The following is a 12839-nucleotide window of genomic DNA, read 5'->3' on the forward strand; positions in this document are numbered from 1 at the left end:
AGCGGGTCAGCTCTGGCTGAGGACCTTCTGCTCCTTGCCCGTGAGCTCGCGCACGCGGGCCTCGACGCGCTCGCCCATGCCCTGGTCGATCGACTTCCAGTAGTCGAACGCGCGGGCCAGTACGTCGTCGCCGACGCCCTTGGCGAGGTGGCCGGAGACGTTCTCGACGAAGCGGTCGCGCGCGGCGTCGTCCCAGACCTCGAGCATCATCGTGCGGGCCTGGACCTCGTCGGTGTCCTCGGCGTGCGGCACGTAGGCAGCGCGCTGGATCTGTCCGTCGGAGTACCACGTCGGCGGCTGGATCGTCTCGGTCGTCTGCGGGCCGCCCTTGGTGTTGGGCGCGTAGACGGGGTCGGGCGCGTTCACGACGCGCATCGCCCCGGCGACCGTGTACGGGTGCGCCTCGGTGCCCTGCGGCGAGTTCACCGGGATCTGCTTGTAGTTGACGCCGAGCCGGGCGCGGTGGGCGTCCGCGTAGGAGAACCCGCGGGCCAGCAGCATCTTGTCCGGCGACAGGCCGAGCCCCGGGGGCTGGTTGTTCGGCTCGAACGCGACCTGCTCGATCTCCGTGTGGTAGTCCTCCGGGTTGCGGTTCAGGGTCAGCTTCCCGACCTCCTGCAGCGGGTAGTCGCCGTGCGGCCACACCTTGGTCAGGTCGAACGGGTTGAACCGGTAGGTCTTGGCGTCCTCGAAGGGCATGATCTGCACCTTGAGGGTCCAGCTCGGGAACTCCCCGCGCTCGATGGCCTCGTAGAGGTCGCGCTGGTGGTAGTCGGCGTCCTCACCGGCGAGCCGGCCGGCCTCCTCCTCGGTCAGGGTCTCGACGCCCTGGTCCGAGATGAAGTGGTACTTGACCCAGAACTCCTCGCCGGCGGCGTTGATCCACATGTACGTGTGGCTGCCGTAGCCGTTCATGTGGCGCCAGTCCTTGGGGATGCCCCGGTCGCCCATGAGCCACGTGACCTGGTGCTTCGACTCCGGCGAGAGCGTCCAGAAGTCCCACTGCATGTCGTGGTCGCGCAGGCCGTTGCGGGCGAGGCGCTTCTGCGAGCGGATGAAGTTCTGGAACTTCATGGGGTCGCGGATGAAGAAGACCGGCGTGTTGTTGCCGACCATGTCCCAGTTGCCCTCGCGGGTCCACAGCTTGAGGGCGAAGCCGCGCGGGTCGCGCCAGGTGTCGGGGCTACCCCGCTCACCGGCGACCGTCGAGAAGCGGATGATGCCCTCGGTGGTCTCGCCGGGCTGGAACACCGCGGCCTTCGTGTACGCGGTCACGTCCTGGGTGACCTCGAACGTCGCGAACGCGCCACTGCCCTTCGCGTGCGGCTGGCGCTCCGGGATGCGCTCCCGGTTGAAGTTCGCCATCTGCTCGATGAGGTAGTGGTCCTGCAGCACCAGGGGGCCGTCGGTCCCGACCGTGGCCGAGAACTCGTGGCTGGGCGCCGGGATGCCGGCGTCGTCGGTGGCGTAGGAGCGATGCGAATTGGTCACGTTCGCCTCTCAGGGTGGTGGTGGCTCTCGTGCAGGACCGCGACGGCGCCGCGCACGGCACGCCGCGAGTCCCGGGTACCCGCTCCTGCTCCGGCGCAGGTCGGACACGTCCCCCAGAAGACGACCTCGGCCTCGTCGATGACGAAGCCGCCGGCATCGGAGGGGACCAGGCACGGGGGCTCGCCGACGACGCAGTCGACGTCGGCGGTGGCCCCGCACGAGCGGCAGACCACGTGGTGGTGGTTGTCCCCGGTGCGGGTCTCGTAGCGGGCCGCCGAGCCCGCGGGCTCGATGCGGCGGACGAGACCGGCGTCCACGCACGCGGCGAGGACGTCGTACACGGCCTGGGTGCTGACGGACCCCAGCCGCGCACGCACGTTCGACGCCACGGCCTCGGCCGTGGAGTGCGGGTGCTCGCCCAGGACCCCGAGGACGGCCTGCCGCGGCGCGGTGACCCGCAGGCCCGCCTGACGGAGGCGGGCCCGCGGGTCGGCGATGTGGTGGCGCGGATCCGGGGCCGGACCGGGCACCGACTCGGCCGCGGCGATGGGCGCAGCCTCGTCCCGAGGACCGGTCGGTGGGGTCATGATGGCCCCACGGTGCCAGCGAGATTGGAACGAGTCAAGAAAAGCGGGGCGCGGCCGGGTCAGCGCCGGACGAGCTCCTCGGCGATCTCGTAGGTGTTCAGCGCCGCGCCCTTGCGCAGGTTGTCGCCGCACACGAAGAAGTCGAGGGTGTTGGGGAAGTCGAGCGCCTGGCGCACGCGGCCCACGTACGTCGGGTCCTCGCCGACGACGTCGGCGGGCGTCGGGAAGCGCTTGGCCTCCGGCTCGTCGACCAGCACGATCGACGGCTGCGACGCGAAGACCTGGTGCGCGGTGGCCACGTCGACCGGCCCGTCGAAGGTCGCGTGCACCGCGATCGAGTGCGTCGTGACGACCGGGACGCGCACGCACGTCGCCGACACCTTGAGCTCGGGCAGCCCCAGGATCTTCCGCGACTCGTTGCGGACCTTGAGCTCCTCGGAGGTCCAGCCGCCGTCCTTGAGCGAGCCGGCGAACGGCACCACGTTGAGCGCCAGCGGCGCGTTGAAGGGCGACTCCGCCGACAGGCCCGCCGACGCGATGGCCTCGGCGACGTCCCCGCGCCGGTGGCCCACGCCCTTGCCGGCGACCGCGGCGATCTCGTCCTGCAGCCGGTCGATGCCCTCCTGGCCCGCGCCGGACGCGGCCTGGTAGCTCGCGACCACGAGCTCGCGCAGCCCGAAGGCACGGTGCAGGGCCCCGAGCGCGGCCATCATCGACAGCGTCGTGCAGTTCGGGTTCGAGACGATGCCCTTGGGGCGCTCGTGGGCCTGCTCGGCGTTGACCTCGGGCACCACCAGCGGCACCTCGGGGTCCATGCGGAAGGCGCCGGAGTTGTCGACCGCGATCGCCCCGCGCGACACCGCGACCGGCGCCCACTCGGCGCTCACGGCGTCGGGGACGTCGAACATCGCGATGTCGACACCGTCGAAGGCCGCCGGCGACAGGGCGACGACCTCGATCTCCCGGCCGCGGACGGTCAGGCGCTTGCCGGCCGAGCGGGGCGAGGCGATGAGCCGGATCTCGCTCCACGGCACGCTCTCGCGCTTGTCGATGATGTCGATCATGACGGAGCCGACCGCACCGGTGGCCCCGACGATGGCGAGCGTCGTCATGGCTCTCTCCCGTCCCTACCGACCGGTCCCGGCGTGCACCACGGCCTCCTCGTCGCCACCGAGGTCGAAGGCGTCGTGCAGGGCGCGGACGGCGTCGTCGAGCTGGGTGTCGCGCAGGAGCGCGGAGATGCGGATCTCCGAGGTGTTCATCATCTCGATGTTCACGCCGGCCTCGGCCAGCGACTCGCAGAACGTGGCGGTGACACCCGGGTGGCTGCGCATCCCCGCGCCGACCAGCGTCACCTTGCCGACGTGCTCGTCGTAGATGACGTCCTCGTGGCCCACCTCGGGCTGCACCGCGGCGAGCGCCTCGACCGCCCGCGGGCCGTCCTTGCGTGGCAGCGTGAAGGTCACGTCCGTCTTGCCCGTCTGCAGGTGCGAGATGTTCTGCAGCACCATGTCGATGTTGACCTCGACGTCCGCGACGGCGCGGAAGATGCGCGCCGCGAACCCGGGCTGGTCGGGCACGCCGACCACCGTCACCTTCGCCTCGGACCGGTCGTGCGCGACGCCGGTGAGGACCGCCTGTTCCACGCTGAGCTCCTCGATGGACCCGACGATCGTCGTGCCGGGCTTGTCGTTGTACGACGAGCGCACCCGCAGGGGCACGTTCTCGCGGCGGGCGTACTCGACGGCGCGCAGGTGCAGCACCTTCGCCCCGCACGCGGCCATCTCGAGCATCTCCTCGTAGGTGATGGTCTCGAGCAGCTTCGCGTTCGGCACGATGCGCGGATCGGCCGAGTAGACGCCGTCGACGTCGGTGTAGATCTCGCAGACGTCGGCCTTCATGGCGGCCGCCATCGCGACCGCCGTCGTGTCCGAGCCGCCACGGCCGAGCGTCGTGATCTCCTTCGAGTCGACGCTGACGCCCTGGAAACCCGCGACGAGCGCGATGTGGTCCTCGGACAGGGCGGCGTGGATGCGGCCCGGGGTGACGTCGACGATGCGCGCGTCGCCGTGCTTGCCCGTGGTGATCATGCCGGCCTGCGAGCCGGTGAACGAGCGCGCCCGCCCGCCCTGGGCGTTGATGGCCATCGCGAGCAGCGCGTTGGAGATGCGCTCGCCCGACGTCAGCAGCATGTCCAGCTCGCGCGGGGGCGGGCTGGGGTGGACCTGCATCGCCAGGTCGGTCAGCTCGTCGGTCGTGTCGCCCATGGCCGACGCGACGACGACGACGTCGTTGCCGTCCTTGCCCGTGCGCACGATGCGCTCGGCCACACGACGGATCCGCTCCGCGTCCTGGACGGACGAGCCGCCGTACTTCTGGACGACGAGTGCCACCGCGACTGACCTCCACCTGCTGGTCGGCGAACGCGCTCGACCCTATCCGAGGCGGGGGACGTCACGAGGTGTCCGGTGACACCCCTGGGCCGCCTACGGCGCGAGGGCGTTGAGCAGCTTCGAGACGACGATCCCGATCACGATCCACACCACGGCCGCGAGGCCGAAGTTGAGGATGATCCGCAGCGACTCGCTCGCGGGCAGGAACAGGTCGCCGATGCCGAGCGTGAGGTTGGACGCGAGGTCGCGGAAGAAGACCGTGATGCCGTTCGCGGGGTTGGCGCCCGCGACCGACAGGATCACGTGGATCACGAGGATCGCCGCGAAGACGACCGTGAGGACGCGGATCACCGAGGCGGCAACCGTCAGGACCTTCCGGGTGAGCGCACGGAGGTCCTCTCCGGTGTGCGAACGCCGCTGTTCGGACGTCTCCGTGCTCGCATCCTGCGCCATGCGCGACATCATGGCACGCGACTTGACTCGTCGGTAGCCAGGGCTGCGACCTGTGTCACCAGCGGTCGATCGTCGCAGTTCAGCGGCACTGTCCGGCCCTCGAGACACCCTCCGTCAGGGGCCCGGGGTACCGGGTCGGCGCGTCGCGGGGCTACCGTGGAAGGTGATGTCCCTCGCGCTCGCAGCCCTCGGGCTGCTCCTTCGCCGCCGCGGCGGGGTCTGAACCGACCGGCCCCCTGTCGCGGGTGATGTGCGCTGCCGGTCGCCATCCCCCGCAGTGCTGCAGGCAGGAGCGCGACACCCCATGAGCATCACCCCCGGCGTATCCGGCAACGACACGCCGATCGCCGACATCCGCTCGACCGTCGTCCATCCCGACGGCGACATCCCGGCCGACCAGCCGGCGTGGAACACGCAGCGGCCGAGCAGCATGCCGGTCCACCGCTACCGGCCCTTCGCCGACCTCGTCGAGAAGATCTCGCTGCCGGACCGCACGTGGCCCGAGAAGGTCATCACCAGGGCCCCGCTGTGGGGTGCGGTGGACCTGCGCGACGGCAACCAGGCGCTGATCGACCCGATGTCGCCGGCCCGCAAGCGGCGCATGTTCGACCTGCTCGTGCGCATGGGCTACAAGGAGATCGAGGTCGGCTTCCCCGCCGCGTCGCAGACCGACTTCGACTTCGTCCGCGAGATCATCGAGCAGGACGCGATCCCCGCCGACGTGCGGATCCAGGTGCTGACGCAGGCGCGCCCCGAGCTGATCACGCGCACGTTCGAGTCGCTCGAGGGCGTCCACTCCGCGGTGGTACACCTCTACAACTCGACCTCGATCCTGCAGCGCCGCGTGGTCTTCCGGTCCGACCGCGACGGCATCACGAAGATCGCGACGGACGGGGCGAAGCTGGTCCGCGAGGAGGCCGAGAAGCGCCCGGACACCGACTGGCGCTTTCAGTACTCGCCGGAGTCGTACACCGGGACCGAGCTGTCGTACGCCAAGGAGATCGTCGACGCCGTCGGCGACGTCTGGGAGCCGACGCCCGAGCGCCCGATGATCGTCAACCTGCCGGCCACGGTGGAGATGGCGACGCCGAACGTCTACGCCGACTCCATCGAGTGGATGCACCGGAACCTCGCCCGGCGCGACTCGATCATCCTGTCGCTGCACCCGCACAACGACCGCGGCACCGGCGTCGCCGCCGCCGAGCTGGGCGTCCAGGCCGGCGCCGACCGCGTCGAGGGCTGCCTGTTCGGCAACGGCGAGCGCACCGGCAACGTCTGCCTGGTGACCCTCGGCATGAACCTGTTCAGCCAGGGCATCGACCCGCAGATCGACTTCTCCGACATCGACGAGGTCCGCCGCACCGTCGAGTTCTGCAACCAGCTGCCCGTCGGCGAGCGCCACCCCTGGGGCGGCGATCTCGTCTTCACCGCGTTCTCCGGCTCGCACCAGGACGCGATCAACAAGGGCCTGCAGGCGATGAACGCCGAGGCCGCGGACGCCGGCCACGACGTCGACGACCACCCGTGGGAGGTCCCGTACCTGCCCATCGACCCGAAGGACGTCGGCCGGACCTACGAGGCCGTCATCCGCGTGAACTCGCAGTCGGGCAAGGGGGGCGTGGCGTACCTGATGAAGGTCGAGCACCAGCTCGAGCTGCCGCGGCGCCTGCAGATCGAGTTCTCGCGGCGCGTCCAGGAGGTCACGGACACCGAGGGCGGCGAGGTCTCGGCCAAGGAGATGTACGACATCTTCACCGAGGAGTACCTCCTGCGCCGCGTCCCGCTGGAGCTCGTCAGCTCGCGGGTGCAGACCCACGACGACGGCAAGGCCGAGCTGTCGGCGACGCTGAAGGTCGAGGGCGACCTGCACGAGGTCACCGGCGTCGGCAACGGCCCGATCGCCGCCTTCGTCGACGCCCTGGCGACGGTGGGCTACGACGTGCGGGTCCTCGACTACGCCGAGCACGCCATGTCCGCCGGCGACGACGCCCGCGCCGCCGCCTACGTCGAGGCCGCGGTCGGCGACGTCGAGGTCTGGGGCATCGGGATCGACGGCTCGATCCTCACCGCGTCGCTCAAGGCCGTCGTGTCGGCCGTGAACCGGGCGATGCGCTAGGAGCTCGTGTCGTAGGTGTCCTGGGTGGCGGAACCCGCGCCGGGCGCGGGTTCCGCCACCGAAGCCCTTGATCGCGGTCTCGGTGACGGAGCGCCGCAGATCTGCGGGGGTTCGTCACCGAGACGTTGATCATGCCTCGGGGAGGTCGAACTCCCCCGCCTTGACGCCGGCGACGAACGCGGCCCACTCGCCCGGGGTGAAGCGCAGGGCCTCGGACGACTTGGTGTCGACGACGCGCACCTCGCCGTCCCCGATCGCGACGCCGACGCAACTCCCGTCACTGCAGAAACTGCTCGTCACCAGCACGTTCGCGTCACGATGCGGTTGCACCGAGGCATCTTCGACGGCAGCTGCTCGCCGCGGAAGGCGGACTCACCCGTCGGAGGCGGCCATGCGGCGAACGGCTCGTTTCAGCAGGGGGATGGACTCCGGCTCACTCAACGCCGCCGCGTACAGGCTCCCCAACCAGACCTCGTGGTCGGCGATCTCCGCCGGGTCCGCGAGGAACTCCCCCGCGATCGGCGGCCGCTCGACGTACACCAGGCCGTGCTCGATGCCCTCGCTGTAGTCGAGCTTGGCGAAGGCGCCACGGCTCCCGGGCACGAGGCCCGCCGAGAAGGGGAGGACGCGCACGTCGACGTGCTCCTCCTCGGCCGTGGCCAGCAGGTGCTCCAGCTGCGCGCGAAGGATGTCCGGTGATCCGACGACGCGGTTGAGGATCGACTCGTCGAGCACGCAAGAGAACGAGAGCCCGTGCTCCTGCTTCAGGGCGTCCTGACGCCGCATCCGGACCTCGACGAGCTTCTCGATGGCGCGCTCGGGAGCGTCCGGTCCGAGCGCGCTGCGGAGCACGACGCGCGCGTAGTCCGGCGTCTGCAGGAGCCCGTGGACGACGAACGGCTCGTAGGCCTGGATGCGCGCCGCGTCCCACTCGAGCTCGACGTAGGTCGCCATCACGGGCGGCATCACGTCGGCGTACTTCGACCACCACATCGGCGCACGGCCGCTCTGCGCCCAGTCGAGCAGCCGCGCCCGCTCGTCGCCCTCGGGCACGCGGTAGACCTCGAGCATGTCCCGCACGTCGCGCCAGCGGGGCACGCCCTTGCCGTTCTCGAGCCGACTGATCTTCGAGGGCGAGCACTCGAGGCTGCGTGCGACGTCCTCGAGCTTGAGGCCCAGGCCTTCACGGAGTCGCTTGAGCTCGCCGCCGAGCCGGCGACGGGTCACCACGGGGCCGGGTGACTGGGACATCCGTACGCCTCCTGCGTCGGGCGAACGATGGCGGAGAGGCCGGCTCCCCCTCGACCGGCGGCTGTCCGTACACGGTAGACCGCGCAGGGCCATGTCGTCACGCAATCGTTGCGTGCAATTGCAGAATTCGCTTGTGCGGTGAACTCGCACACAGCACTCTCATGAAGACCGGAGCTGTTTCGCCGGAGCCGTGGACCGCACAACGGACTGCACGACTCGACGGGAGGCACTGATCATGAAGGCGACGAAGGGCGGCCGACGATGACCGCCATGACGATCATCATCGCGGTGGTGATCTTCTGGGCCCTGTTCGTGGTGGGCGTGCTCGTGGGCATCTCGGTGCACCGCGAGGCGACGCGACGTCGCAGCGCCCGCCTGCACCGCGCCGAGATGGCGTTCGACCACGACACAATCATCGCCGGCCGCACGCCCGTGCGCGGCCGGGACTTCCGCATCTGACCTGCACGACGTCTGAGCAGATCGACGTCCGACCGGCGAGACGCCTGCCCGGCTAGAAGGCGCGGCGACCGGCGAGGGCGCGGCCGAGCGTGAGCTCGTCGGCGAACTCGAGGTCGCCGCCCATGGGCAGGCCCGAGGCCAGCTTGGTGACGGTCAGGCCCGGGAAGTCGCGCAGCAGCCGCACGAGGTAGGTGGCCGTGGCCTCGCCCTCGGTGTTCGGGTCCATCGCCAGGATGACCTCGGCGATCTCGGGCTCGTCACCCGCCCCGCCGATGCGCTGGAGGAGCTCGCGGACCCGCAGCTGGTCGGGACCGATGCCCGAGAGCGGGTCCAGCGCCCCGCCCAGCACGTGGTAGCGACCGCGGAACTCGCGGGTGCGCTCCACCGCCACGACGTCCTTGGGCTCCTCGACCACGCAGACGAGCGTGGCGTCGCGCCGCGCGTCACTGCAGATGCGGCAGCGGGGCTGCTCGGAGACGTTGCCGCAGACCTCGCAGAACACGACCCCGATCTTGACCTTCTGCAGGGCCTCCTGCAGGCGCGTCACGTCCGCCTCCTCGGTGGCGAGGAGGTGGAACGCGATGCGCTGGGCACTCTTCGGCCCGATGCCGGGCAGACGGCCCAGCTCGTCGATGAGGTCCTGGACCGGCCCCTCGAACACGGGCCTACTGGCCGGGCAGGCCCAGCCCGCCGCCCATGTCCCCGAGCCCGCCGGCGAGCGGGCCCATCTTCTCCGCCTGCAGGTCCGCCGCGGCCTGGGCCGCGTCGGAGATCGCGCCGACGATCAGGTCCTGCAGCGTCTCGACGTCCTCCGGGTCGACGACCTTCGGGTCGATCGTGACCGAGCGGATCTCGCCGGTGGCGGTCTGCGTGACCGTGACCAGCCCGTTGCCCGCCTGGCCGGTGACCTCGGCCTCGGCCAGCTCCGCCTGGGCGCTCATCAGCTGCTCCTGCATGGCCTGCGCCTGCTGCAGCAGGGCGCCCATGTCCATGCCTTCGGGGTTCTGGCCGGGTTGCATGTGCCCACACTAACCGCGCCGTCGCGTGCTCGACCGGGCACGCTGGGCTCGATGGACTCCACCGACGCCGGCACCCTGCTGCACCGCCTCCTCGACGCCACCACCTGGCGCTCCTTCGACGTCGACGCCGAGGGCCGCATCCTCGCGGGCCACGACGCGTCGGGCTCCGTCCAGCTCGTGGAGCTGCACCCCGACGGCACGCGGGTGCCGCTGACGGCGCTGCCCGGGGCGGTCAGCGGGCGCTACCTCCCGGGGCGCCGGCAGGTCGTCGTGTCCCACGACGTCGGCGGCAACGAGCGCGCGCAGCTCTCGCTGCTCGACCCGGACGCCGTCGCGAAGGAGGGCGAACCGGTCGGCGAGGACGGCCTGACCCCGCTCGTGCACGACCCCGACCACCTCCACGGCCTGGTCGAGGTCCTGCCGGGCGGCACCGTCGTCTACGCCACCAACCGCCGCAACGGCGTCGACTTCGACCTCGTCGTCCGCGACGTCGACGCCGGGACCGAGACCGTGCTCTACGACGGCGGCGGGATGGTCGGCAACGCCGCGATCGCTCCGGACCGCACGCGCGCGCTGATGACCCGGCCCGCGCGCCCGGCGCTGAGCTCGCAGGTCCTGCTGCTCGCCGGCGACACCGTCACCGAGCTCACCGACGCCGACGAGCACGCCCGCCACCTCGCCCCCGAGTGGCTGCCCGACGGCACCGCGGCGGTCATCACCACCGACGTGGGGCGCGACCACCTCGGCGTCGCCCGGCTCGACGTCGCGACCGGCGCGGTCACCTACCTGATCACCGACGACGCCCACGACGTCACCGGGCGGCTGTCTCCCGACGGCCGGCTGCTGCTCGCCGTCACCGACGACGACGGCGCGAGCCGCCTCGCCGTGCACGACGTCGACGGCACCTTCCTGCGCGCGATCGCCCTGCCGCCCGAGCTGCGCGGCGGCGTCGCCGACTTCCTCGCCGTGCCGCGCTGGTCCCCGGACTCCACCGGCCTCGCGATCACCTGGACCGACCCCGCCACGCCCGCCGACGTCTTGCTCGTCGACGCCGGCCGCGGCCGCGCGGGCGTGCTCGCCTCGTCGCGGGAGCAGCTCTCCGACCTGTCCTTCGTCGACCCCACCAGCCACGGCGTCCCGACCCCCGACGGCGAGACCGTGCCGTGCTTCGTCTACGCCCCCGCGCAGCCGGCCGGGTCGAGCGTGGTGATCGTGCACGGCGGGCCCGAGGGGCAGTCGGTGCGCTCGTTCTCGGCGATCGTGCAGGCCCTGGTCGGCGACGGGCACACCGTCCTCGTGCCCAACGTCCGGGGCTCGGTGGGCTACGGGAAGCGCTGGTATTCCCTCGACGACGTCGAGCGCCGCCTCGACTCGGTCGCCGACCTCGCCGCCCTGCACGCCTACCTGCCCCGCCTCGGTCTCGACCCCGCCCGCGCGGCGCTGTGGGGCGGCTCGTACGGCGGCTACATGGTGCTCGCAGGGCTCGCGTTCCAGCCCGAGCTGTGGGCGGCGGGCGTCGACATCGTCGGCATCTCGTCGCTCGTGACGTTCCTCGAGAACACCTCGGCCTACCGCCGCGCCCACCGCGAGCGGGAGTACGGCTCGCTCGAGCGCGACCGGGAGTTCCTCGAGCGCGCCTCGCCGCTGAACCGCATCGGCGACGTCCGCGCGCCGCTGTTCGTCATCCACGGCGCCAACGACCCGCGGGTGCCGCTGTCGGAGGCCGAGCAGGTGGCCGCGGCCGTGCGGGCGAACGGCGTCGAGGTCGAGATGGTCGTCTACGACGACGAGGGTCACGGACTGGCGAAGCGGGTCAACCGGCTCGACGCCTACCCGCGGGCCGTCGCGTTCCTGGGGCGCACCCTGCTCGGGTGACGCGGCACGAGCCGCCACGCGATCCATCACCGGCGCTCACCGCGCGTTCATCCGGTGCCCCCGTGGGTGGGTTGGGGTGGCGGCGTGTTGCAGCGACCCCGAGTGCTGGTGCTCAGTGCGGCGATCGGCCAGGGCCACGACGGCGCGGCCCGCGAGCTCGTCCGGAGGCTCGACCGTCGCGGCCTCGACGCCCACGTCGTCGACTGGACCGACCTGCTCCCCGCGTGGGGCCGCCGGCTGCTGCGCGACCTCTACGCCCCCTCGGTGCACCACGCGCCCGCGCTGTTCGACCGCATCTTCACCGACCTCGAGCACCCGCGGCGTCCGGCGAGCGTCGTCACCCGGCGGCTGATCACGCTCGCCGAGGAGCCGGTCCTGGCCGCGGCCGCCGACGTCGACGCCGTCGTCGCGACCTACCCGCTCGCCGGCCAGACGCTCGGCCGGCTGCGGCTCGACGGCCTCCTCGACGTGCCGGCGCTGACCTTCCTCACCGACCCCGCCGCCCACCGCCTGTGGTGCCACCCGGGCCTCGACGACCACCTCACGGTCAGCGACGCCACCGCCCTCGACGGCGCGCGCTACGGCGTCGCGCTGACCAGCGTCGGGCCGCTGTGCGCGCCGCGCTTCTCGCGGCCCATGCCGGTCGCGACGCGCGGGCGGGTGCGCGCCGAGCTGGGGGTGCCCGACGACGTGCCGGTGGCCCTGCTGGTCGGCGGGTCGCTCGGGATGGGCGACGTCGAGCACGCCGTCGACGCGCTCGGACGGGACCCGCGGGCGTGGACGCTCGTCGCCTGCGGGCGCAACGGGAAGCTGCGGGCGCGGCTCGCCGGCCGCGAGCGCGTGGTGACGCTCGGGTGGCGCGACGACGTCCCCGAGCTCATGGCCGCCGCGGACGTCCTGGTGCACAACGCGGGCGGGCTGTCGTGCACCGAGGCGCTGGTCGCGGGGCTGCCGGCGATCACCTACCGCCCGATCCCCGGGCACGGCCGCGCGAACGCCGCGGTGCTCGACGACGCCGGGATCGCGCCGTGGCTGCGGGGTCCCGACGAGCTCGTCGAGGCCGTCGACCGGGTCGGCGCGCGGCCCCGGCGCCGCCGACCGCCGCGGCCCTGGTGGACCGAGGAGCGCGACGCCTCGGCGGCCGTGGCCCGCCACGTGCTCGGTGCCCCGGACCTGGTCGCGGCGGGGTAGGCTC

13 protein-coding genes are annotated in these 12839 nt (G+C 72.0%); 4 read left to right on the forward strand and 9 right to left on the reverse strand.

The annotated features are described in order from the left end of the window. Positions 1-6: 6 nt before the first annotated feature. From PH190_RS18840 to PH190_RS18860, 5 genes are all read right to left on the reverse strand, one after another. The gene (locus tag PH190_RS18840; protein WP_274233070.1) at positions 7-1491 is read right to left on the reverse strand and encodes a catalase; all 1485 of its coding nucleotides are present in this window, start codon (positions 1489-1491) and stop codon (positions 7-9) included. Next, a complete protein-coding gene (locus PH190_RS18845; protein ID WP_274233212.1) occupies positions 1488-1988 on the reverse strand; it encodes a Fur family transcriptional regulator in 501 nt (166 codons plus the stop codon). The genes PH190_RS18840 and PH190_RS18845 overlap by 4 nt, the downstream gene beginning before the upstream one ends. A 149-nt stretch (positions 1989-2137) precedes the next feature. Continuing rightward, positions 2138-3190, reverse strand: a complete 1053-nt coding sequence (locus tag PH190_RS18850) for an aspartate-semialdehyde dehydrogenase (RefSeq protein ID WP_274233071.1) — start codon at positions 3188-3190, stop codon at positions 2138-2140. Between the two features lie 15 nt (positions 3191-3205). Beyond that, positions 3206-4471, reverse strand: a complete 1266-nt coding sequence (locus PH190_RS18855) for an aspartate kinase (RefSeq protein ID WP_274233072.1) — start codon at positions 4469-4471, stop codon at positions 3206-3208. 93 nt (positions 4472-4564) lie between these two features. Then, complete coding sequence (locus tag PH190_RS18860) at positions 4565-4822, reverse strand: hypothetical protein (RefSeq protein WP_274233073.1); 258 nt, start codon at positions 4820-4822, stop codon at positions 4565-4567. A gap of 406 nt (positions 4823-5228) precedes the next feature. Between PH190_RS18860 and leuA the strand changes: the two genes are divergently transcribed. After that, on the forward strand, positions 5229-7040 hold the full coding sequence (gene leuA, locus PH190_RS18865) for a 2-isopropylmalate synthase (RefSeq protein WP_274233074.1): 1812 nt from the start codon (positions 5229-5231) through the stop codon (positions 7038-7040). Positions 7041-7169: 129 nt separating this feature from the next. Here leuA and PH190_RS18870 read toward each other — a convergent pair whose 3' ends face one another. Next, complete coding sequence (locus tag PH190_RS18870) at positions 7170-7370, reverse strand: DUF397 domain-containing protein (protein ID WP_274233075.1); 201 nt, start codon at positions 7368-7370, stop codon at positions 7170-7172. Between the two features lie 42 nt (positions 7371-7412). Then, a complete protein-coding gene (locus PH190_RS18875) occupies positions 7413-8291 on the reverse strand; it encodes a helix-turn-helix domain-containing protein (protein WP_274233076.1) in 879 nt (292 codons plus the stop codon). 270 nt (positions 8292-8561) lie between these two features. Here PH190_RS18875 and PH190_RS18880 point away from each other — a divergent pair, with 270 nt between their 5' ends. Next, positions 8562-8750, forward strand: a complete 189-nt coding sequence (locus tag PH190_RS18880; protein ID WP_274233077.1) for a hypothetical protein — start codon at positions 8562-8564, stop codon at positions 8748-8750. Between the two features lie 52 nt (positions 8751-8802). Here the strand turns inward: PH190_RS18880 and recR are convergent, their stop codons facing one another. Then, positions 8803-9411, reverse strand: a complete 609-nt coding sequence (gene recR / locus PH190_RS18885) for a recombination mediator RecR (RefSeq protein WP_274233078.1) — start codon at positions 9409-9411, stop codon at positions 8803-8805. A 4-nt stretch (positions 9412-9415) separates the two neighbouring features. Continuing rightward, entirely contained in the window at positions 9416-9769 is a 354-nt protein-coding gene (locus PH190_RS18890; RefSeq protein ID WP_274233079.1) for a YbaB/EbfC family nucleoid-associated protein, read from the reverse strand. Positions 9770-9820: 51 nt separating this feature from the next. Here PH190_RS18890 and PH190_RS18895 point away from each other — a divergent pair, with 51 nt between their 5' ends. Continuing rightward, a complete protein-coding gene (locus tag PH190_RS18895) occupies positions 9821-11644 on the forward strand; it encodes a S9 family peptidase (protein WP_274233080.1) in 1824 nt (607 codons plus the stop codon). Positions 11645-11728: 84 nt separating this feature from the next. Next, a complete protein-coding gene (locus PH190_RS18900; protein WP_274233081.1) occupies positions 11729-12835 on the forward strand; it encodes an MGDG synthase family glycosyltransferase in 1107 nt (368 codons plus the stop codon). Positions 12836-12839 lie beyond the last annotated feature (4 nt).

It is taken from the genome of Actinomycetospora straminea (genome assembly GCF_028737255.1).
GTDB classification, from domain to species: Bacteria; Actinomycetota; Actinomycetes; order Mycobacteriales; family Pseudonocardiaceae; genus Actinomycetospora; species Actinomycetospora straminea.